At 41.0% G+C, this 25,219-nt stretch carries 9 protein-coding genes; 7 read left to right on the top strand and 2 right to left on the bottom strand.

Translation table 11 applies throughout. The annotated features are described in order from the left end of the window. The first annotated feature begins 5 nt into the window (after window positions 1–5). The 3 genes from HUS24_RS10195 to HUS24_RS10185 all read left to right on the top strand — a co-directional run bounded on the left by HUS24_RS10195 (window position 6) and on the right by HUS24_RS10185 (window position 2,532). Window positions 6–599, top strand: a complete 594-nt coding sequence (locus HUS24_RS10195) for a DUF1287 domain-containing protein (RefSeq protein ID WP_173911923.1) — start codon at window positions 6–8, stop codon at window positions 597–599. Window positions 600–935: 336 nt separating this feature from the next. Then, complete coding sequence (locus HUS24_RS10190) at window positions 936–2,420, top strand: sodium-dependent transporter (protein ID WP_173911922.1); 1,485 nt, start codon at window positions 936–938, stop codon at window positions 2,418–2,420. 1 nt (window position 2,421) lies between these two features. Continuing rightward, complete coding sequence (locus HUS24_RS10185; RefSeq protein WP_173911921.1) at window positions 2,422–2,532, top strand: methionine/alanine import family NSS transporter small subunit; 111 nt, start codon at window positions 2,422–2,424, stop codon at window positions 2,530–2,532. 89 nt (window positions 2,533–2,621) lie between these two features. Here HUS24_RS10185 and rsmB read toward each other — a convergent pair whose 3' ends face one another. Both rsmB and fmt read right to left on the bottom strand, forming a co-directional pair. Then, window positions 2,622–3,935 carry a 16S rRNA (cytosine(967)-C(5))-methyltransferase RsmB gene (gene rsmB / locus HUS24_RS10180; protein ID WP_173911920.1) on the bottom strand — a complete coding sequence of 438 codons (1,314 nt, stop codon included), beginning with the start codon at window positions 3,933–3,935 and terminating at the stop codon, window positions 2,622–2,624. After that, on the bottom strand, window positions 3,932–4,894 hold the full coding sequence (gene fmt / locus HUS24_RS10175; RefSeq protein WP_173911919.1) for a methionyl-tRNA formyltransferase: 963 nt from the start codon (window positions 4,892–4,894) through the stop codon (window positions 3,932–3,934). The genes rsmB and fmt overlap by 4 nt, the downstream gene beginning before the upstream one ends. A gap of 451 nt (window positions 4,895–5,345) precedes the next feature. Here fmt and HUS24_RS10170 point away from each other — a divergent pair, with 451 nt between their 5' ends. The 4 genes from HUS24_RS10170 to ilvD all read left to right on the top strand — a co-directional run bounded on the left by HUS24_RS10170 (window position 5,346) and on the right by ilvD (window position 24,968). Beyond that, entirely contained in the window at window positions 5,346–21,503 is a 16,158-nt protein-coding gene (locus tag HUS24_RS10170) for an ESPR-type extended signal peptide-containing protein (protein ID WP_173911918.1), read from the top strand. A gap of 65 nt (window positions 21,504–21,568) precedes the next feature. Further along, window positions 21,569–22,369: an OmpA family protein gene (locus HUS24_RS10165; protein ID WP_173911917.1), complete on the top strand. Its 801-nt coding sequence runs from the start codon at window positions 21,569–21,571 to the stop codon at window positions 22,367–22,369. Between the two features lie 32 nt (window positions 22,370–22,401). Further along, entirely contained in the window at window positions 22,402–22,824 is a 423-nt protein-coding gene (locus HUS24_RS10160; protein ID WP_173911916.1) for a hypothetical protein, read from the top strand. A 314-nt stretch (window positions 22,825–23,138) separates the two neighbouring features. Beyond that, on the top strand, window positions 23,139–24,968 hold the full coding sequence (gene ilvD / locus HUS24_RS10155) for a dihydroxy-acid dehydratase (protein WP_173911915.1): 1,830 nt from the start codon (window positions 23,139–23,141) through the stop codon (window positions 24,966–24,968). The last annotated feature ends 251 nt before the right edge of the window (window positions 24,969–25,219 follow it).

The raw sequence follows: 25,219 nt of genomic DNA, 5'->3' as shown, positions 1-25,219 counted from the left end.
GGTGTATGAAAAGAATGAAAAAATTAATTTTAAAAGCTTTCACGTTACTTTGTTTGTTGAGCTTTTCAACATGGCTGTGGGCATTTCAACCGCAAAAACTGGTACAAGATGCACGCTCTCAGATTTGGAAAACGCTGTATTACGATCCTGCCTATACCCAATTGAAATATCCAATGGGAGATGTCCCCATAATCAAAGGCGTTTGCACTGATGTGGTCATTCGTGCGTTACGCCACCAAGGCATTGATTTACAGCAACGTATTCATGAGGACATGAAAGCTAATTTCTCCAAGTATCCAAAAAAATGGGGTTTAAAAGCTACCGATAAAAATATTGATCATCGCCGAGTGCCGAACATCATGACGTATTTTCAACGTCAAGGTTATGCAGTCCAAGACCAAAATTATCGGGCAGGGGATATTGTCACATGGGACTTGGGCAAAGGTCTGGTGCATATCGGGATAGTGTCTGATAAAACCACACTCATCTCCAAAACGCCATTAATTATTCATAATATTGGGCAAGGCACTCGAGAAAATGATATTTTGCATGAATATAAAATTACAGGGCATTATCGCATTCCGAACCATGTAAAGTGAAACCGATGCATTGCCATGGACGAGGATAAAAAAGGAGGAAAAGGGATAAAAAAATAATCAATTAATAAAAAAAGTTCATTATCAAGTTAAATTTTGTGTAGAAATTACAGTAAAAGGCAAGGAAAACAGGTATTGTTGCGCCATTAAACAACATTTTTTAAGATTTACTTTAAGCAAGGAATCGCGACAAAGTGTTGGTTTGAGATAACAACAAAGTGCTCACAAGGTGCTGTTTTATTCAAACAACAAAGAATTTAGGAATTGGACTCTTTTTTGCAAGCACACGATAAAGACAATATGCGGCAATGGAGAGCCCACGAATTTTAGGTATTTTTTATGTCAGATCATCGTGAAAGCTGGTCAGCACGATCAGGCTTTATCTTAGCGGCTATTGGTTCAGCCGTAGGTTTGGGGAATATTTGGCGATTCCCTTATGTTGCTTATGAAAATGGTGGTGGTGCGTTTTTAGTGCCTTACTTGGTTGCAATTTTTGCAGCAGGTTTACCACTTTTGTTTTTAGACTATGCAGTAGGTCATAAATACCGCAAAGCACCACCGACCGCATATAAAAAATTAATGAATACTGAATCACTGGGTTGGTGGCAAGTGATGGTGACTTTGGTCATTGGGATTTATTATGCCAGTGTCTTGTCATGGGCAGGCAGTTATATGTTCTACTCCATTGGTCAACAATGGGGAGCAGATACTGAAGGCTTTTTCTTTAAAAGCTATTTACAAAATGGCGATGGCTTAGCGTTTGGTTTTGTACCTACTTTATTTTTTGGTTTAGTGATTGTCTGGGCAGTGGTAATGTTCATTCTCTATGGCGGTGTGCGTCGTGGGGTTGAACTTGCCAATAAAATCTTTATGCCTTTACTGGTGATTTTATTCTCGATTTTGGTAATTCAAGCAATACGCTTACCAGGTGCAGCAGAAGGTTTAAATGCATTCTTTACGCCTAACTGGGAAGCAATGACAAACTATAAAGTATGGTTAGCTGCCTTTGGTCATATTTTCTTTTCTTTGTCTGTGGGCTTTGGGATCATGCTCACCTATGCATCGTATTTAAATAAAAAAGCCAATATGACAGGTTCAGGCGTTGTGGTGGCATTAGCTAACTCATCATTTGAAATCTTGGCGGGAATTGGGGTATTTGCAGCGCTTGGATTCATGGCGCAAAGCTCAGGTGTTCCTGTAAAAGACGTAGTATCTGGCGGGATCGGTTTAGCCTTTATTGCCTTCCCGAAAATCATTTCGAGTATGGGTGCAGGTGGTGATTTATTTGGTTTCTTATTCTTTGCTTCATTGGTTGTAGCAGGGATCACCTCTATGGTGAGTATTTTACAAGTACCGATTGCTGCATTCCAAGATAAGTTTGGTTGGTCTAAAAATAAAGCCGTCAGTATCATTGGTGGTGGTTCAGCGATAATTTCAACAATTATATTCTCAACACACAGTGCGATTACTTTCGTAGACATCATTGACTACTTTGCCAATAACATTGGTATTGTGGGCGGTGGTTTGTTGTCGATCATCTTGGTGTCTTGGTTCCGTCGTCCATTGATGAAACAGCTTCAAGAGCATGTAAACCGTTACTCAAGTATTAAACTGGGTACAGGTTGGAACTTCTTACTGACTGTCATCACACCATTATCTTTATTAGTAGCATTATTGCTCACGATTAAAGCAGTCATTACTGAAGGTTATGGCGGTTATCCTGCATCAACTTTATGGTTGATTGGTGGTGCGGTATTGGTATTCTTTGTTCTGGGTTCAATACTATTTAGCATGATGAAAGACAAAGTATCAGAGGAGAAATAAGATGAATACTTCTGCAATTATGATGATGATTTTGTCGATTGTGTTGTTGTGGGGTGGTTTGATTCTCGCAACCATTCATCTGGTTAAAAATCCTGATGAAGCTGAAGATTAAATTATTGATTAAATAAATATAAAAAATGCCCAATCATGTGATTGGGCATTTTTTATGATGTTTTCAAAATAAAATTTTAAGTCAGTAACTCATTGTGCAATTTTTTGGATTTTACAATAATAAAAACCATCACCAAAACCAGTTTCAGGTAATAGTTGACGACCATGAATTTGACTTAAACCCCATTTTGCTTCAATTTTAATTTCTTGAGCATCGGTATGTTCGGCAAAGAAATTCACCATTTGCTGTTCATTTTCAGCCTTTAAAATCGAGCAAGTGATATACAGCAAAGTGCCTCCAACTTTGAGTTGCTGCCACATCTGATTTAAAATTTGTTTTTGCAAATCGACAGTTTGTTGGATGTCACTTGACTGGCGTAGTAAACGGATATCGGGATTGCGGCGCATCACCCCAATCGCTGAACATGGTGCATCCAACACGATACAGTCCACCGCTTCGGGTGCAGTCCATGTGGTAGCATCCGCAGTTAAAATTTCCACTTCACTGATAGTGTTAAGTTGTAAACGCTCTAAATTTTCTGACACACGGACTAAACGTTTGGTATCATGATCAAGAGCAATCAGTTTTTTGGGTTGGAATTTTTCCAAAATGTGTGCAATTTTTCCACCGGGTGCAGCGCAAGCATCGACCACGATTTTACCATCTAAGTTGGGAAGCAATGTTGCACAGAGTTGCGCATGCTCATCCTGAACAGAAAAGCCACCTTCTGCAAAACCAGGTAAATGAGTGATGTTGGTATTTTGCTCAAGTACAATACCAACATTGGATAAATCACAGGCATGTGCGTTGATCCCAGCCTCATCCAAAATATCTAGATACTCATCACGACTGACTTGACGTTCATTGATGCGTAGCGTGAGTGATGCAGTTTGTTTTAAGTTATGACACAGCTCATCTGCATACTCAGACCAATCTTTCTTTAAACGTTTAAATAACCAACTTGGCAAGCCATGTGCTTGATCCAGCGCAGTTTGGAATTCTGAGGTTTCACGTGAAACACGACGTAGAATCGCATTTACCACGCCGCCCATAGCTTCATAACCTAATTGCTTCGTTGCAGTCACGGTTTCAGAAATCGCTGCATGCGCAGGAATACGTGTACAGAGCAACTGATATAAACCGAGATACAAGCACGTTTCGATCGAAGCATTATTTAATGGTTTATTCAGTAAAGGTAAAGTAATGGCTTTCAGTGCATACCATTGACGTAGAGTTCCTAATACTAACTCATGAAATAAAGCACGATCACGTTCAGCTACATTTTCCAAATTTTGATGAAGAAAGCTATTTAAAGACTTGCCATCTTGCACAGAAAGTAAAGTACGAACCACTTGCGCACGTAAATTCACTGTTGGTTTTGCAGTGGGATGTTTTTGGCTCATGCGAAGATTTGTCCTACAGTTAATTTTTGAGTTTGGTTAATTTGTACGGCATTTAGCGCTTTACCACCTGGCCATTGTAAGTTTGTGATGCAGATGGCTTTCTGATCGCCACATGCCACATGTACGCCATTTTTGTCTAATGCAATGATTTCACCAGCTTGTTTATTGCTCGCATCCAAAGGTGAAAGAACAGAATTCCATACCCGTAAGTTATGATTTTCATCGATTGGGGTAAATGCCACAGGCCAAGGATTAAAGGCACGAATATTACGATCAATCTCCACCGCTGCAAGCGACCAGTCGATGTGTGCTTCAGCTTTAGACAGTTTAGTGGCATAGACTGTTAGGGCCTCATCTTGTACTTCTCGCTCTGCTAAATATTTTTGTAAACTTTGCTCAGAAGCCAGTACCGTACAAATTGCTTCCGCTCCTTGTAGTGCCAATTTGTCATACAAAGTCGCAGAAGTATCAGTCGCTTCAATTGGGCAAATGGTTTTGAACATCATATCGCCCGTGTCTAAGCCCGCTGCCATTTTCATGATGGTGACACCTGTTTCATTGTCACCCGTAGCAATAGCACGTTGGATTGGTGCTGCACCTCGCCAACGTGGTAAGAGTGAGCCATGAATATTTAAGCAGCCATATTTTGGTGTATCTAAAACGGCTTGTGGGAGGATCAAGCCATAAGCTGCAACTACCATCACATCTGCATCTAAATTTGCCAAAGCGTGCTGAGCGGCTAAACCCTCTTCAGTCGATGCTTTAAAATTTAAAGGTTGATAAACAGGTAGATCGTGTTCTAAAGCCAATTGTTTAACTGCAGACGCTGTCAGTTTTTGTCCACGACCTGCTTTACGGTCTGGTTGAGTATAAACTGCCACAATTTCATGATTTGTTTTTAACAGTGCTGCAAGCGCATGTGCTGCAAATTCAGGTGTTCCTGCAAATATGATTTTCAAAGCTTAGACTCATAGACAAAATTTGCATAATTATAGCAAAGCTAGATCAAATCAGACTTTTTTCAGCGATTTTAGTTCGAATTAGAAAGTTAAAAGATAATAAAAAACAAGTTATGTTAATTTTAATAAAATCAAATTCTAACTTTATAATAATTAAAATATTTATTTATTACAATAAGTTAATTTTTCTGCATAAAAACAACTAAACTTTTAATTATTCTTAACTATATGAATAATAGTTATTTTTATAAAATTATGGTTAAATAATAAACTGGCAAGAAGCGGTTTGGAATAACATCATAAAAATATAAAAAAGTGCAAACAAAGTCACATAATTATATTGCTTTTTGATGTGGTTCGTTATTTAATTGTAATTAATTTTGTGTGATTTATAGACGCTTTTGTAAGAGTTCTAAAGTAGGCTCTCAGCGTCACCCTAGAGGAATATCTAATGAATAAGATTTATAAAGTGATTTGGAATGCAACCTTGGGTACTTGGGTGGCGGTTTCTGAGCTTGCAAAAGGCAAAACCAAGTCTTCTAAAGTGACTAAAATCGTTGGTGCTGCAACGGTAAGTTTAATGGTGACCTTTAGTGCAGATGTTTCTGCGGCGTGGGTTGCTGGTACAAATGGTACAGGTGGAACGGCAACAGGTTCTGCATCTGGAACAGGCATTGCAATCGGTAGTGGAACAGCAGTAGCAGATAGAGCAAATGCTTCAGGTGACTATTCTATTGCAATGGGGGCAGGGAGTAATTCAGCAGGTTCACGGTCAACTGCAATAGGTAAAAATACATACGCTGCAAGTAGTGGCTCTATTGCAATTGGTGGGGGACAAAACGATGCAATGGCTGTAGGTGATACAGGTGGCAGAACACCAGGTTCAAGAACCTTAAATATTACAACAAATACAACTTCAAGATTAACAGGTACTACTGGGGGTTCAACTGGTACTTTTAATTTTGATTTTCAAAATGTGAGTGGTGCTATGATAGGTACCATTACAACTTCTAGTGGAAAAGTCATTAATCTTACAGGGAATGCTGCTCAAGCAGCTTATCAAAGTTTAATGACAGGTGCTGCTGGAACAGGTGGTACACAAGGAATTGCATTAGGATCTTCTGCATTATCTTTGCAAGGACAATCGGTTGCGATTGGCGCTGACTCACAAGCACTTGGTGACCAGTCTACAGCATTAGGTGCGAATACTCGTGCTCATGGTGATGCCTCGGTAGCAATTGGTGGGGATGACATTACAGGTATTACAAACGATGTGAATATGAAGGGTCAGTTCACAGCTTTGACTGGTAATAATTTATCAGGTGCTTACGTTTCCACAGAAAGTTCAGGTGGTGGTGCTGTTGCTATTGGTGCAACAGCAACAGCGAAAGGGAACTTTTCAACAGCCATTGGTATGACTGCTAATGCAAATGGTGCTGGTGGTGTGGCGATTGGGGCAACATCTAAAGCAGTTGGTGATGGTTCTATGGCAATGGGGCTAAATGCTCAAGCAAATGGAAAACAATCTCAGGCTTTAGGAACAGGAGCAACAACAAGCCTTGCTGCTGAAAATGGTACAGCTTTAGGTACGAAAGCTAATTCATCAAGCTTAGATACCGTAGCGATTGGTGTCGGCTCTGTTGCTGGATTGGATGATACTACGGGAGCTGAAGCTGTTGCGATTGGTAGTCGAGCAAAAGCACAAGCAACTGGGTCGATTGCTTTAGGTGGTGATGCAACAATTTCTACTGCAGGTACAAATTCTGTTGCGATTGGTAATAATATTCAAATTAGCAATGCAAACAGTGTGGTACTTGGTGCAGACTCTGTTGATAAAGCAAAACACCAATGGTTTAATCAGACTGTTAATGGAGTTACGTATAATTTTGCTGGTACCTCGGTGGGTGTTGTGAGTATTGGTAGTACAGGTAAAGAGCGTCAAATTGTTAACGTTGCGCCTGGGGAAGTTTCAGCAAGCAGTACAGATGCAATTAATGGTTCGCAGTTGTACCAAACAAATACGGCATTAGAACAAACAACAAAAAAACTTGCAGATGCTTTTGGTGCGCCAGTTGATCCAACGACAGGTAAATTAATAACTCCTGTATATACGGTGAATGGGAAAACGTATAATGATGTTAAATCCACAGTTGCTGCATTAGATGCAGGTTGGAATTTATCAAGTTCTAATGGAACAACATCTACAACACCAAATCTTGCAAGTAAAGCTATCAAAGCAGGTGATAGTGTTGATATTGGTTTAACTTCTACTGAAAATAATTTAGATGTATCAACAGCACAAGTTACTGATGCAAATGGTAAAACAAAAACAACTATTGATTTTGCTTTAAAGAAACAACTAGACCTTGGTGCAGCGGGTAGTGTTACAACAGGTAATACTGTTATTAACAATACGGGTGTAACTACACCGAAAGTGACGATTGGCGATGCGACCAACAGCACAGTATTGACCAGCACAACGAATGGTTTAGATGTAGGTGGTGATAAGATCACCAATGTAGCAAAAGGTGACTTAACAGCGACATCGACAGATGCGGTGAATGGTAGCCAATTATTTGCTACTAACGAAAATGTTGCGACCAATACCACTAACATCACCAAAAATGCGGGTGACATCACCAACTTGCAAAACCAAACATGGAAATTGCAAGCGAATGGAGATACTGCTTCAGCAGTTAAAGCCAGTGATACAGTTCAATTCAAAGATGGCGACAACATTAAGATTACACGTAGTGGTAATGACCTCACTGTAGCCACTGCGAAAGAAGTTAACTTTGATAAAGTGACAGTGGATGGCACTGTAATTGATGGCGGAAAAATCACAGGTCTCAGTGCAGGTACAGTATCCAAAACTTCAACTGATGCGATTAATGGTAGTCAGTTAAATGCGCAAGGCGAAGGTGTTAAAAACATCATCGGTGGTACAACTGCATATAATCCGACGACAGGTACATTGACCAATACAAATATCGGCGGTACAGGCCAAAGCACGATTGATGATGCGATTAAGAACATCAATACGGCAGCGAATGCTGGCTTTAATGTGACAGGTTCGGGCACTGACCAAGCTAACGTTGGACCGAATGGCAAACTGGATGTAAAAGGTACCAATGGCAACATTACTGTAAAACAAACAGGTGCGGATGACGATGCAAAACTAGAAATTGCATTGGCAGACAAACTTGATCTTGGTGCAGTGGGTAGTGTTACAACAGGTAATACTGTTATTAACAATACGGGTGTAACTACACCGAAAGTGACGATTGGCGATGCGACCAACAGCACAGTATTGACCAGCACAACGAATGGTTTAGATGTAGGTGGTGATAAGATCACCAATGTAGCAAAAGGTGACTTAACAGCGACATCGACAGATGCGGTGAATGGTAGCCAATTATTTGCTACTAACGAAAATGTTGCGACCAATACCACTAACATCACCAAAAATGCGGGTGACATCACCAACTTGCAAAACCAAACATGGAAATTGCAAGCGAATGGAGATACTGCTTCAGCAGTTAAAGCCAGTGATACAGTTCAATTCAAAGATGGCGACAACATTAAGATTACACGTAGTGGTAATGACCTCACTGTAGCCACTGCGAAAGAAGTTAACTTTGATAAAGTGACAGTGGATGGCACTGTAATTGATGGCGGAAAAATCACAGGTCTCAGTGCAGGTACAGTATCCAAAACTTCAACTGATGCGATTAATGGTAGTCAGTTAAATGCGCAAGGCGAAGGTGTTAAAAACATCATCGGTGGTACAACTGCATATAATCCGACGACAGGTACATTGACCAATACAAATATCGGCGGTACAGGCCAAAGCACGATTGATGATGCGATTAAGAACATCAATACGGCAGCGAATGCTGGCTTTAATGTGACAGGTTCGGGCACTGACCAAGCTAACGTTGGACCGAATGGCAAACTGGATGTAAAAGGTACCAATGGCAACATTACTGTAAAACAAACAGGTGCGGATGACGATGCAAAACTAGAAATTGCATTGGCAGACAAACTTGATCTTGGTGCAGCGGGTAGTGTTACAACAGGTAATACTGTTATTAACAATACGGGTGTAACTACACCGAAAGTGACGATTGGCGATGCGACCAACAGCACAGTATTGACCAGCACAACGAATGGTTTAGATGTAGGTGGTGATAAGATCACCAATGTAGCAAAAGGTGACTTAACAGCGACATCGACAGATGCGGTGAATGGTAGCCAATTATTTGCTACTAACGAAAATGTTGCGACCAATACCACTAACATCACCAAAAATGCGGGTGACATCACCAACTTGCAAAACCAAACATGGAAATTGCAAGCGAATGGAGATACTGCTTCAGCAGTTAAAGCCAGTGATACAGTTCAATTCAAAGATGGCGACAACATTAAGATTACACGTAGTGGTAATGACCTCACTGTAGCCACTGCGAAAGAAGTTAACTTTGATAAAGTGACAGTGGATGGCACTGTAATTGATGGCGGAAAAATCACAGGTCTCAGTGCAGGTACAGTATCCAAAACTTCAACTGATGCGATTAATGGTAGTCAGTTAAATGCGCAAGGCGAAGGTGTTAAAAACATCATCGGTGGTACAACTGCATATAATCCGACGACAGGTACATTGACCAATACAAATATCGGCGGTACAGGCCAAAGCACGATTGATGATGCGATTAAGAACATCAATACGGCAGCGAATGCTGGCTTTAATGTGACAGGTTCGGGCACTGACCAAGCTAACGTTGGACCGAATGGCAAACTGGATGTAAAAGGTACCAATGGCAACATTACTGTAAAACAAACAGGTGCGGATGACGATGCAAAACTAGAAATTGCATTGGCAGACAAACTTGATCTTGGTGCAGTGGGTAGTGTTACAACAGGTAATACTGTTATTAACAATACGGGTGTAACTACACCGAAAGTGACGATTGGCGATGCGACCAACAGCACAGTATTGACCAGCACAACGAATGGTTTAGATGTAGGTGGTGATAAGATCACCAATGTAGCAAAAGGTGACTTAACAGCGACATCGACAGATGCGGTGAATGGTAGCCAATTATTTGCTACTAACGAAAATGTTGCGACCAATACCACTAACATCACCAAAAATGCGGGTGACATCACCAACTTGCAAAACCAAACATGGAAATTGCAAGCGAATGGAGATACTGCTTCAGCAGTTAAAGCCAGTGATACAGTTCAATTCAAAGATGGCGACAACATTAAGATTACACGTAGTGGTAATGACCTCACTGTAGCCACTGCGAAAGAAGTTAACTTTGATAAAGTGACAGTGGATGGCACTGTAATTGATGGCGGAAAAATCACAGGTCTCAGTGCAGGTACAGTATCCAAAACTTCAACTGATGCGATTAATGGTAGTCAGTTAAATGCGCAAGGCGAAGGTGTTAAAAACATCATCGGTGGTACAACTGCATATAATCCGACGACAGGTACATTGACCAATACAAATATCGGCGGTACAGGCCAAAGCACGATTGATGATGCGATTAAGAACATCAATACGGCAGCGAATGCTGGCTTTAATGTGACAGGTTCGGGCACTGACCAAGCTAACGTTGGACCGAATGGCAAACTGGATGTAAAAGGTACCAATGGCAACATTACTGTAAAACAAACAGGTGCGGATGACGATGCAAAACTAGAAATTGCATTGGCAGACAAACTTGATCTTGGTGCAGTGGGTAGTGTTACAACAGGTAATACTGTTATTAACAATACGGGTGTAACTACACCGAAAGTGACGATTGGCGATGCGACCAACAGCACAGTATTGACCAGCACAACGAATGGTTTAGATGTAGGTGGTGATAAGATCACCAATGTAGCAAAAGGTGACTTAACAGCGACATCGACAGATGCGGTGAATGGTAGCCAATTATTTGCTACTAACGAAAATGTTGCGACCAATACCACTAACATCACCAAAAATGCGGGTGACATCACCAACTTGCAAAACCAAACATGGAAATTGCAAGCGAATGGAGATACTGCTTCAGCAGTTAAAGCCAGTGATACAGTTCAATTCAAAGATGGCGACAACATTAAGATTACACGTAGTGGTAATGACCTCACTGTAGCCACTGCGAAAGAAGTTAACTTTGATAAAGTGACAGTGGATGGCACTGTAATTGATGGCGGAAAAATCACAGGTCTCAGTGCAGGTACAGTATCCAAAACTTCAACTGATGCGATTAATGGTAGTCAGTTAAATGCGCAAGGCGAAGGTGTTAAAAACATCATCGGTGGTACAACTGCATATAATCCGACGACAGGTACATTGACCAATACAAATATCGGCGGTACAGGCCAAAGCACGATTGATGATGCGATTAAGAACATCAATACGGCAGCGAATGCTGGCTTTAATGTGACAGGTTCGGGCACTGACCAAGCTAACGTTGGACCGAATGGCAAACTGGATGTAAAAGGTACCAATGGCAACATTACTGTAAAACAAACAGGTGCGGATGACGATGCAAAACTAGAAATTGCATTGGCAGACAAACTTGATCTTGGTGCAGTGGGTAGTGTTACAACAGGTAATACTGTTATTAACAATACGGGTGTAACTACACCGAAAGTGACGATTGGCGATGCGACCAACAGCACAGTATTGACCAGCACAACGAATGGTTTAGATGTAGGTGGTGATAAGATCACCAATGTAGCAAAAGGTGACTTAACAGCGACATCGACAGATGCGGTGAATGGTAGCCAATTATTTGCTACTAACGAAAATGTTGCGACCAATACCACTAACATCACCAAAAATGCGGGTGACATCACCAACTTGCAAAACCAAACATGGAAATTGCAAGCGAATGGAGATACTGCTTCAGCAGTTAAAGCCAGTGATACAGTTCAATTCAAAGATGGCGACAACATTAAGATTACACGTAGTGGTAATGACCTCACTGTAGCCACTGCGAAAGAAGTTAACTTTGATAAAGTGACAGTGGATGGCACTGTAATTGATGGCGGAAAAATCACAGGTCTCAGTGCAGGTACAGTATCCAAAACTTCAACTGATGCGATTAATGGTAGTCAGTTAAATGCGCAAGGCGAAGGTGTTAAAAACATCATCGGTGGTACAACTGCATATAATCCGACGACAGGTACATTGACCAATACAAATATCGGCGGTACAGGCCAAAGCACGATTGATGATGCGATTAAGAACATCAATACGGCAGCGAATGCTGGCTTTAATGTGACAGGTTCGGGCACTGACCAAGCTAACGTTGGACCGAATGGCAAACTGGATGTAAAAGGTACCAATGGCAACATTACTGTAAAACAAACAGGTGCGGATGACGATGCAAAACTAGAAATTGCATTGGCAGACAAACTTGATCTTGGTGCAGCGGGTAGTGTTACAACAGGTAATACTGTTATTAACAATACGGGTGTAACTACACCGAAAGTGACGATTGGCGATGCGACCAACAGCACAGTATTGACCAGCACAACGAATGGTTTAGATGTAGGTGGTGATAAGATCACCAATGTAGCAAAAGGTGACTTAACAGCGACATCGACAGATGCGGTGAATGGTAGCCAATTATTTGCTACTAACGAAAATGTTGCGACCAATACCACTAACATCACCAAAAATGCGGGTGACATCACCAACTTGCAAAACCAAACATGGAAATTGCAAGCGAATGGAGATACTGCTTCAGCAGTTAAAGCCAGTGATACAGTTCAATTCAAAGATGGCGACAACATTAAGATTACACGTAGTGGTAATGACCTCACTGTAGCCACTGCGAAAGAAGTTAACTTTGATAAAGTGACAGTGGATGGCACTGTAATTGATGGCGGAAAAATCACAGGTCTCAGTGCAGGTACAGTATCCAAAACTTCAACTGATGCGATTAATGGTAGTCAGTTAAATGCGCAAGGCGAAGGTGTTAAAAACATCATCGGTGGTACAACTGCATATAATCCGACGACAGGTACATTGACCAATACAAATATCGGCGGTACAGGCCAAAGCACGATTGATGATGCGATTAAGAACATCAATACGGCAGCGAATGCTGGCTTTAATGTGACAGGTTCGGGCACTGACCAAGCTAACGTTGGACCGAATGGCAAACTGGATGTAAAAGGTACCAATGGCAACATTACTGTAAAACAAACAGGTGCGGATGACGATGCAAAACTAGAAATTGCATTGGCAGACAAACTTGATCTTGGTGCAGCGGGTAGTGTTACAACAGGTAATACTGTTATTAACAATACGGGTGTAACTACACCGAAAGTGACGATTGGCGATGCGACCAACAGCACAGTATTGACCAGCACAACGAATGGTTTAGATGTAGGTGGTGATAAGATCACCAATGTAGCAAAAGGTGACTTAACAGCGACATCGACAGATGCGGTGAATGGTAGCCAATTATTTGCTACTAACGAAAATGTTGCGACCAATACCACTAACATCACCAAAAATGCGGGTGACATCACCAACTTGCAAAACCAAACATGGAAATTGCAAGCGAATGGAGATACTGCTTCAGCAGTTAAAGCCAGTGATACAGTTCAATTCAAAGATGGCGACAACATTAAGATTACACGTAGTGGTAATGACCTCACTGTAGCCACTGCGAAAGAAGTTAACTTTGATAAAGTGACAGTGGATGGCACTGTAATTGATGGCGGAAAAATCACAGGTCTCAGTGCAGGTACAGTATCCAAAACTTCAACTGATGCGATTAATGGTAGTCAGTTAAATGCGCAAGGCGAAGGTGTTAAAAACATCATCGGTGGTACAACTGCATATAATCCGACGACAGGTACATTGACCAATACAAATATCGGCGGTACAGGCCAAAGCACGATTGATGATGCGATTAAGAACATCAATACGGCAGCGAATGCTGGCTTTAATGTGACAGGTTCGGGCACTGACCAAGCTAACGTTGGACCGAATGGCAAACTGGATGTAAAAGGTACCAATGGCAACATTACTGTAAAACAAACAGGTGCGGATGACGATGCAAAACTAGAAATTGCATTGGCAGACAAACTTGATCTTGGTGCAGCGGGTAGTGTTACAACAGGTAATACTGTTATTAACAATACGGGTGTAACTACACCGAAAGTGACGATTGGCGATGCGACCAACAGCACAGTATTGACCAGCACAACGAATGGTTTAGATGTAGGTGGTGATAAGATCACCAATGTAGCAAAAGGTGACTTAACAGCGACATCGACAGATGCGGTGAATGGTAGCCAATTATTTGCTACTAACGAAAATGTTGCGACCAATACCACTAACATCACCAAAAATGCGGGTGACATCACCAACTTGCAAAACCAAACATGGAAATTGCAAGCGAATGGAGATACTGCTTCAGCAGTTAAAGCCAGTGATACAGTTCAATTCAAAGATGGCGACAACATTAAGATTACACGTAGTGGTAATGACCTCACTGTAGCCACTGCGAAAGAAGTTAACTTTGATAAAGTGACAGTGGATGGCACTGTAATTGATGGCGGAAAAATCACAGGTCTCAGTGCAGGTACAGTATCCAAAACTTCAACTGATGCGATTAATGGTAGTCAGTTAAATGCGCAAGGCGAAGGTGTTAAAAACATCATCGGTGGTACAACTGCATATAATCCGACGACAGGTACATTGACCAATACAAATATCGGCGGTACAGGCCAAAGCACGATTGATGATGCGATTAAGAACATCAATACGGCAGCGAATGCTGGCTTTAATGTGACAGGTTCGGGCACTGACCAAGCTAACGTTGGACCGAATGGCAAACTGGATGTAAAAGGTACCAATGGCAACATTACTGTAAAACAAACAGGTGCGGATGACGATGCAAAACTAGAAATTGCATTGGCAGACAAACTTGATCTTGGTGCAGTGGGTAGTGTTACAACAGGTAATACTGTTATTAACAATACGGGTGTAACTACACCGAAAGTGACGATTGGCGATGCGACCAACAGCACAGTATTGACCAGCACAACGAATGGTTTAGATGTAGGTGGTGATAAGATCACCAATGTAGCAAAAGGTGACTTAACAGCGACATCGACAGATGCGGTGAATGGTAGCCAATTATTTGCTACTAACGAAAATGTTGCGACCAATACCACTAACATCACCAAAAATGCGGGTGACATCACCAACTTGCAAAACCAAACATGGAAATTGCAAGCGAATGGAGATACTGCTTCAGCAGTTAAAGCCAGTGATACAGTTCAATTCAAAGATGGCGACAACATTAAGATTACACGTAGTGGTAATGACCTCACTGTAGCCACTGCGAAAGAAGTTAACTTTGATAAAGTGACAGTGGATGGCACTGTAATTGATGGCGGAAAAATCACAGGTCTCAGTGCAGGTACAGTATCCAAAACTTCAACTGATGCGATTAATGGTAGTCAGTTAAATGCGCAAGGCGAAGGTGTTAAAAACATCATCGGTGGTACAACTGCATATAATCCGACGACAGGTACATTGACCAATACAAATATCGGCGGTACAGGCCAAAGCACGATTGATGATGCGATTAAGAACATCAATACGGCAGCGAATGCTGGCTTTAATGTGACAGGTTCGGGCACTGACCAAGCTAACGTTGGACCGAATGGCAAACTGGATGTAAAAGGTACCAATGGCAACATTACTGTAAAACAAACAGGTGCGGATGACGATGCAAAACTAGAAATTGCATTGGCAGACAAACTTGATCTTGGTGCAGTGGGTAGTGTTACAACAGGTAATACTGTTATTAACAATACGGGTGTAACTACACCGAAAGTGACGATTGGCGATGCGACCAACAGCACAGTATTGACCAGCACAACGAATGGTTTAGATGTAGGTGGTGATAAGATCACCAATGTAGCAAAAGGTGACTTAACAGCGACATCGACAGATGCGGTGAATGGTAGCCAATTATTTGCTACTAACGAAAATGTTGCGACCAATACCACTAACATCACCAAAAATGCGGGTGACATCACCAACTTGCAAAACCAAACATGGAAATTGCAAGCGAATGGAGATACTGCTTCAGCAGTTAAAGCCAGTGATACAGTTCAATTCAAAGATGGCGACAACATTAAGATTACACGTAGTGGTAATGACCTCACTGTAGCCACTGCGAAAGAAGTTAACTTTGATAAAGTGACAGTGGATGGCACTGTAATTGATGGCGGAAAAATCACAGGTCTCAGTGCAGGTACAGTATCCAAAACTTCAACTGATGCGATTAATGGTAGTCAGTTAAATGCGCAAGGCGAAGGTGTTAAAAACATCATCGGTGGTACAACTGCATATAATCCGACGACAGGTACATTGACCAATACAAATATCGGCGGTACAGGCCAAAGCACGATTGATGATGCGATTAAGAACATCAATACGGCAGCGAATGCTGGCTTTAATGTGACAGGTTCGGGCACTGACCAAGCTAACGTTGGACCGAATGGCAAACTGGATGTAAAAGGTACCAATGGCAACATTACTGTAAAACAAACAGGTGCGGATGACGATGCAAAACTAGAAATTGCATTGGCAGACAAACTTGATCTTGGTGCAGTGGGTAGTGTTACAACAGGTAATACTGTTATTAACAATACGGGTGTAACTACACCGAAAGTGACGATTGGCGATGCGACCAACAGCACAGTATTGACCAGCACAACGAATGGTTTAGATGTAGGTGGTGATAAGATCACCAATGTAGCAAAAGGTGACTTAACAGCGACATCGACAGATGCGGTGAATGGTAGCCAATTATTTGCTACTAACGAAAATGTTGCGACCAATACCACTAACATCACCAAAAATGCGGGTGACATCACCAACTTGCAAAACCAAACATGGAAATTGCAAGCGAATGGAGATACTGCTTCAGCAGTTAAAGCCAGTGATACAGTTCAATTCAAAGATGGCGACAACATTAAGATTACACGTAGTGGTAATGACCTCACTGTAGCCACTGCGAAAGAAGTTAAATTTGATAAAGTCACTGTAGGCAATGTTGTAACCGATGCGACGACGAATAAGATCAGTGGCTTAGCTGATGGTACGGTTGCAAAAGGCTCAACTGAAGCGATCACAGGTAACCAGTTAAATACAGCACAAGACAGCATCAAAAATATCATTGGTGGTGGTGTAACCAACAAAGCAGGCAACATCACGGGTCCATTCACAACCAATGGTGGCAGCTACAATACGATTGCAGAAGCGATAGAAGACCAAGCGAAGAAATCGAAAACAACAGTAAGCGAAGGCGACAACATTACTGTGACTTCGACAACCAATGCAGATGGTTCAACCGACTACAACGTAGCTACCAAGAAAGATGTGAAATTTGACAAAGTGACGGTCGGTAATGTTGTTACAGATAGCAAAACCAATACCATTACGGGTGTTGAAGCAGGCTCAATTGGTGCAGGTTCGAAAGATGTTGTGAATGGTAGCCAGATTCATGATTTGGTTGGTAAAGATGCATATGTAGACAACAAAGGCAACGTAACCAACACTGTTCAAAACATTGGTGGAACAGGTGCGACCAACATTGATGATGCGATCAAAAATGTAAATACCACTGCGAAAGCTGCGAAGACTGAAGTTAAACAAGGTGATAACATCACTGTTTCAGAAGCAAAAGGTAAAGATGGACAATCGATCTATACCGTTGCAACAGCGAAAGACGTTAACTTTGATAAAGTCACTGTAGGCAATGTTGTAACCGATGCGACGACGAATAAGATCAGTGGCTTAGCTGATGGTACGGTTGCAAAAGGCTCAACTGAAGCGATCACAGGTAACCAGTTAAATACAGCACAAGACAGCATCAAAAATATCATTGGTGGTGGTGTAACCAACAAAGCAGGCAACATCACGGGTCCATTCACAACCAATGGTGGCAGCTACAATACGATTGCAGAAGCGATAGAAGACCAAGCGAAGAAATCGAAAACAACAGTAAGCGAAGGCGACAACATTACTGTGACTTCGACAACCAATGCAGATGGTTCAACCGACTACAACGTAGCTACCAAGAAAGATGTGAAATTTGACAAAGTGACGGTCGGTAATGTTGTTACAGACAGCAAAACCAATACCATTACGGGTGTTGAAGCAGGCTCAATTGGTGCAGGTTCGAAAGATGTTGTGAATGGTAGCCAGATTCATGATTTGGTTGGTAAAGATGCGTATGTAGACAACAAAGGCAACGTGACCAACACTGTTCAAAACATTGGTGGAACAGGTGCGACCAACATTGATGATGCGATCAAAAATGTAAATACCACTGCGAAAGCTGCGAAGACTGAAGTTAAACAAGGTGACAACATCACTGTTTCAGAAGTAAAAGGTAAAGATGGACAATCGATCTATACCGTTGCAACAGCGAAAGACGTTAACTTTGATAAAGTCACTGTAGGCAATGTTGTAACCGATGCGACGACGAACAAGATCAGTGGCTTAGCTGATGGTACGGTTGCAAAAGGCTCAACTGAAGCGATCACAGGTAACCAGTTAAATACAGCACAAGACAGCACCAAAAATATTATTGGTGGTGGTGTAACCAACAATGCAGGCAACATCACAGGTCCATTCACAACCAATGGTGGCAGCTACAATACGATTGCAGAAGCGATAGCAGACCAAGCGAAGAAATCGAAAACAACAGTAAGCGAAGGCGACAACATTACTGTGACTTCGACAACCAATGCAGATGGTTCAACCGACTACAACGTAGCTACCAAGAAAGATGTGAAATTTGACAAGGTAACGGTTGGTAATGTTGTTACAGACAGCAAAACCAATACCATTACGGGTGTTGAAGCAGGCTCAATTGGTGCCGGTTCGAAAGATGTTGTGAATGGTAGTCAGATTCATGATCTGGTCGGTAAAGATGCGTATGTAGACAACAAAGGTAACGTGACCAACATTGTTCAAAACATTGGTGGAACAGGTGCGACCAACATCGATGATGCGATTAAGAATGTAAATACTGCTGCGAACAAAGCCAAAACAACTGTAACAGCAGGTGATAATATTACCGTGACAAGCGGTACGAACGCTGATGGCTCAACGAACTATGCGGTTGCTACTGCGAAAAATGTAAACTTTGATCAAGTGAAGGTCGGAAACGTTTCAATATCAAATAAAGGTATTGATGCTGGAAACACTCAGATCAAGAATGTTGCAGCTGGTACAGCTGATACTGATGCTGTGAATGTGAACCAATTAAATAAAGTCTTAAATCAAAAAATTGAAAATGATGTGACGAATATTATTGGTACCACAGATGGCAAGCCAAGTCAGTTGTTTGAAACATATAATGTATCAGGACAAAATACGACAGATCGTCGTAATATTGCTGAAACAGTAACTAATATTAATACTAAAGGTGCTAAGTATTTCCATACCAATGCAGTGGATGAACAAGTTGAAGGTGGTGTAATTGGTCAAACCAATGACTCAAGTGCTGCAGGTAAAAACTCTACCGCAATTGGTGTAAATGCTATTATTGCTGATGGAGCAACAAGTACTGTCGCTGTTGGTCATAATACCCAAGCTTCTGCTCAAGCTACAGATTCGGTAGTTTTAGGCTCTGGTTCTAAAGTCGGTGGAATATCAACGATTGCAATTGGTCATGGTGCACAAGCGCTAGGCAATCAGTCTATTAGTATTGGTACTGGCAATATTGTCAAAGGAAACAACTCTGGTGCATTGGGTGACCCAAGCACAGTTGATGGTAATAATAGTTACTCTGTAGGTAATAATAATACTGTTAAGACAGACAATACTTTTGTACTGGGTAATGATGTAACACAAACTGTTGAAGGATCAGTAGTTCTTGGTAACAAGTCTGCTGCAACTACAGGGGCAAATGTTGCAGGTTATGCATTGGCTCAGGCAACAGCTGATGATCGCGATGCAATTAAGAAAACCACAAGTACAACAGGTGCTGTCGCAGTTGGTGATGCAAGTAAAGGCATTTACCGTCAAATCACTGGTGTTGCAGCGGGTACAGCGAATTCAGATGCTGTAAACGTTGCACAGTTGAAAGCTGTAGATCATCAAGTGACAACTACACAACAGAGCTTAGTAAACAGTTTAGGTGGTGGTGCTAAAGTTGACCAACAAAATGGTACGATTACAGGACCAACTTATAATGTTGGTGGCGGTACTCAAAGCAATGTTGGTGATGCATTAGATGCGCTTAATAAGGCTGTTACTAATGTAGATACGACTGCTAATGCAGGCTGGACAGTGAAAGCAGGTGATCAATCACAAACCATTAAACCAAAAGCATCTGTTGAGTTTGTGGGGGATAATAATGTCACTGTGAAGCAAACCAATGACAAAGACGGTAATGCGAAGCTAGCTGTTCAATTGAACAAGAAATTGGACATTGAACAATTAAAAGCTGGTGATACGATTATTAATACTGGCGGTGTATCTATTGGTCAAGCCGTTCAACTTGGTGGTACTGGGCTTGTGATTAAAAATGGTCCAAGTGTAACAACAGCAGGTATTAATGCAGGTAATAAAGTCATTACGAATGTTGCTGCAGGTCAAAAAGACAATGATGCTGTGAACAAAGGTCAATTAGACAATGCAATTACCAACATTAACAATAAAGTTGACCAAGCCAATAACAATGCTGTGCAGTATGATAAAAATACTGATGGTACTGTAAATAAAGGCAGTGTCACTTTAGGTGGTGGTGATAAAGGCACGACATTAACCAATGTTGCTGATGGTAAAGTTGCACAAGGTTCTAAAGATGCTGTAAATGGCGGTCAATTGTGGAATGTTGAACAGAAAGTTAATCAAAACACGACTGATATTAGTAATATCAAAAATGAGATTAACAATGGCTCACTTGGTTTAGTACAACAAACAGGTGGCTCAAAAGCAGACATCACTGTAGGTAAGAACACAGGTGGTACAACGGTTAACATGGCTGGTAAAGATGGCGATCGTGTGATCACTGGTGTGAAAGATGGTGCGATTAATGCAACTTCAAAAGATGCGATTAATGGTTCACAGCTTCATGCACAAAAAGTCGAAACAAACCAAAAAGTTGTTGAATACTTAGGTGGTGGTGCAGCAATTGACAATATTACAGGCAGCTTTACACAAGCACCTTCTTATACGGTTGGTGACAGCAAGTATAACAATGTAGGTGGTGCAATTGATGCTCTAAATAAAGCAGATCAAGAGCTAGGTAACAAAATCAATCAGGTAAGTAATAATTTAGAACAAGCGTTCTATTCAACGAACCAACGTATTGATGATGTTGAAAAACGTGCAAATGCGGGTATTGCAGCAGCAATGTCATTAGAAAATGCACCGTATATTCCTGGTAAATATACCTATGCGGCAGGTGCTGCTTACCATGGTGGACAAAGCGCTGTAGGTGTGACCTTACGTAAAACTGCTGATAATGGTCGCTGGTCATTAACTGGTGGTATTGCAGCAGGTACTGAAGGTGATCCAAGTGTTCGTATCGGTATCAGCGGTGTAATTGACTAATTTCACTAGACGAGGAAGTTCTTCGGATCTTCCTCTATTTTCCCTATACTCAGAGAGATAAATAAATGAAAACATTAAACACAATTTTGATGTTCAGTGTGCTTAGTGGTCTAGTGACAAACCTGACTTATGCAGCTGAAATTGATCCACAAAACACACCAGAAGAAATCACTTTTCCTGAAGTGAAAGACAGTTATTTAAAACAAGTACATCGTTATGAATATGATGAAGTCGCTCGTTTAGATAAAGGATTAACTAAGGATCAAATCCGTTTTATTTTAGGTAATCCTCAATTTAATGAAGGCTTATTCTTTGTAAAAACATGGAATTATGTTTTAGATATTCGTCAGCCAAATAGCAATCAATATAAGCGTTGCCAATTACGTATAGATTTTAATAAAGATAAATTATCTGAAAATTTATATTGGAAAGGTGAAGAATGTCAGGGTTTGATGGTTTATGGTGCAAATAACCAAGTGCCACCACAAACAGTTTATCCTGTTGATAAACAGCGTAAAAATGCTAATGTATTATTTGCATTTGACCGTCATGATCCACAAGCGATTGATCAAGGTTATAGTTCAGTATACAGCATTGCTGAACAAATCAAGGCAGACAATCCACAACGTGTAGAAGTTTCGGGTTATGCAGACCGTTTAGGTAAATATGCTTATAATCAACAACTATCTGCCAATCGTGCAAATACTGTTGCTCAACTGTTGGTACAACAAGGGGTAAACCCAGACATTATTTCTTTACAAGGAAATGGTTCAACCACGATTTACCAACAATGCCAAGTAGGTGCAAAAACAGCAGGCTTAATTCAGTGCTTAGCACCGAATCGCCGTGTAAATGTGCAGTGGTAATTTGATAAGACAAAGTGATAAGGAGGAGAAAGATGCGATTAATGGTGGTTTTGGGTTTAATGTTCATGAGTTCAGTCAGTTTTGCTGAATTAACACAATCTCCCTCCTTATCCTCTTTGTTGTCTTCAACTTCTTGGGGATTAATTCGATCTGATACAACATGTATTGAGCATTATAAGTTTTCAGATGATGGTGCAGTGGAAATCAAGGGCAATCAAGAAGTGATTACAGGGCGTTATAGTGTACTCACTTCTGAAAAAACTTTTGAATTACCAGCTGTTGCGATTCAGTTTGAAACAGATAATCAAAAAGCAGATTGTTCAGGTAGTACTGAGAATCAAGCAGGAACGTCGACATTAAATTTTTTAAAGAAACAATCAAATGAAAAAATTTACTTTTGTGTAGATTCATTGGGAAAAAATTGTCCCGTTTATCTGCGTCCTGAAAAACCGTAATTTGCTATGCAGTTATCAAAGTTCTTCATGAACTTTGATAACTAATAATTATAAAAAAATTAAAAATTATTCATGAAAGTTTGGTATTTAATTTATCTGTATAGCGTTATATTAACTTTAAACTCATATTTTCTTAAATCATTCAAGATGAAAATACATCATTGTCCTGAAATGCTGGATCTGCTCATGGGTTCATGACAGAGCTGTAGTATAATGCTCCAAATTTCAACAGATTTAAGCTCACATATTTATATTATTTAGCCAGAGTAAGTTTAGATACTCTACTCAAGCATAAACTTCATTGGAAATAGAACATGCCTGATTATCGTTCAAAAACATCAACACACGGAAGAAACATGGCGGGTGCACGTGGCTTATGGCGTGCGACTGGGATGAAAGATGAAGATTTTGGTAAACCAATTATTGCGGTGGTGAACTCATTTACTCAATTTGTACCAGGTCATGTACATTTAAAAGATTTAGGTCAACTTGTTGCACGCCAAATCGAAGCATCAGGTGGGGTTGCAAAAGAATTCAACACCATTGCTGTGGATGATGGTATTGCGATGGGGCATGATGGGATGCTGTATTCATTGCCATCACGTGATTTAATTGCCGATTCTGTTGAGTACATGGTGAGTGCACACTGCGCCGATGCGATGGTTTGTATTTCGAACTGTGACAAAATCACACCGGGCATGTTAATGGCAGCGATGCGTTTAAACATTCCAGTGGTGTTTGTGTCTGGTGGTCCAATGGAAGCGGGTAAAGTTAAAATCCGTGGTAATGATAAAGCCATTGACCTGATTGATGCGATGATTGTTGCTGCAGACGATAATTATACTGATGAAGAAGTTGCAGAGTACGAACGCTCAGCATGTCCAACGTGTGGCTCATGTTCGGGAATGTTTACTGCAAACTCAATGAACTGCTTAACTGAAGCTTTAGGTTTATCCCTTCCTGGCAATGGTTCAACTTTGGCAACACATGCCAACCGTAAAAAACTATTTGAACGTGCAGGTTCATTGATTGTTGAATTGGCAAAACGTCATTATGAACAAGATGACTATAGTGTTTTACCACGTGAAATGGTGACCAAAGCATCGTATGAAAATGCCATGACTTTGGACATTGCGATGGGCGGTTCTACCAATACTGTATTGCACTTGCTCGCTGCTGCAAACGAAGCAGGCGTTGACTTTACTATGGATGACATTGACCGCTTATCTCGTAAAGTTCCTGTATTGTGTAAAGTTGCACCTGCAAAAAATGATGTGCATATGGAAGATGTACATCGTGCAGGTGGGATCATGTCGATCTTAGGTGAGCTTGATCGTGCTGGTTTACTTGATACTTCTGTGGGTACAGTGCATGAAAAATCGCTAAAAGATGCTTTAGACAAATGGGATATCATCCGTACTGAAAATGAAGAGGTGTATAATTTCTTCCGTTCAGCACCAGGTGGTGTACCGACTCAAACAGCATTCTCACAAGATCGCTATTATTCAAAATTAGATGGTGACCGTGAAAATGGTGTGATCCGTAATGCAGAACATGCTTTCTCTAAAGACGGTGGTTTAGCAGTACTTTATGGCAACATTGCACTGGATGGTTGTATCGTTAAAACGGCTGGTGTTGATGATTCAATCTTAAAATTTAACGGTACAGCACGTGTATTTGAAAGCCAAGATTCAGCAGTAGATGCGATTTTAGGTAATGAAATCAAAGCAGGTGATGTGGTTGTGATTCGTTACGAAGGTCCACGTGGCGGTCCTGGTATGCAAGAAATGTTGTATCCAACCAGTTACTTAAAATCCAAAGGTTTAGGTAAAGAATGTGCCTTGCTTACCGATGGTCGTTTCTCAGGTGGTTCATCAGGTCTTTCAATTGGTCATGTTTCACCGGAAGCGGCTGAAGGTGGTGCGATTGGTTTGGTTGAAGATGGCGATTTGATCGAAATTGATATTCCAAATCGTAGCATCAACCTAGCTGTGGATGAAGTGACAATGGCAGCACGCCGTGAAGCACAAGAAGCCAAAGGCTGGCATCCTGTTGAAGAACGTCCACGTAAAATTTCAAAAGCGTTAAAAGCGTATGCAATGCATACCACCAGTGCTGCAAAAGGCGCAGTACGTGAAATTTAAGTCATTTTTATAACATCGAAAAGCACTCAAAACATGAGTGCTTTTTTATTGGTAAATGCAAGCACTTATACGACTCATTTTAAGCGATATATTGCGGTCTGGTTTCAGACGCAAATATTTTCTCATAGGAAGCAGGTTTTAGAACATACGTGAAGAACTGTATTACACTGTTTTAATTCTATACAATAAAAGCAAAAGACTTTGTTGAAAATTAAATGTCGAAAATTAAAGACAGCCATCGCTAAGGAATA

It is taken from the genome of Acinetobacter sp. Marseille-Q1618, assembly GCF_902809855.1.
In the GTDB taxonomy this organism is placed as follows: domain Bacteria; phylum Pseudomonadota; class Gammaproteobacteria; order Pseudomonadales; family Moraxellaceae; genus Acinetobacter.
This window is presented reverse-complemented; position numbering and strand designations above follow the sequence as displayed.

Excerpts from the sequence above, each read along its gene's own strand:
- HUS24_RS10195 (WP_173911923.1), top strand. The coding sequence starts at position 6 with ATGAAAAGAATGAAAAAATTAATTTTAAAAGCTTTCACGTTACTTTGT.
- HUS24_RS10190 (WP_173911922.1), top strand. The coding sequence starts at position 936 with ATGTCAGATCATCGTGAAAGCTGGTCAGCACGATCAGGCTTTATCTTA.
- HUS24_RS10185 (WP_173911921.1), top strand. The coding sequence starts at position 2,422 with ATGAATACTTCTGCAATTATGATGATGATTTTGTCGATTGTGTTGTTG.
- rsmB (WP_173911920.1), bottom strand. The coding sequence starts at position 3,935 with ATGAGCCAAAAACATCCCACTGCAAAACCAACAGTGAATTTACGTGCG.
- HUS24_RS10170 (WP_173911918.1), top strand. The coding sequence starts at position 5,346 with ATGAATAAGATTTATAAAGTGATTTGGAATGCAACCTTGGGTACTTGG.
- HUS24_RS10165 (WP_173911917.1), top strand. The coding sequence starts at position 21,569 with ATGAAAACATTAAACACAATTTTGATGTTCAGTGTGCTTAGTGGTCTA.
- HUS24_RS10160 (WP_173911916.1), top strand. The coding sequence starts at position 22,402 with ATGCGATTAATGGTGGTTTTGGGTTTAATGTTCATGAGTTCAGTCAGT.
- ilvD (WP_173911915.1), top strand. The coding sequence starts at position 23,139 with ATGCCTGATTATCGTTCAAAAACATCAACACACGGAAGAAACATGGCG.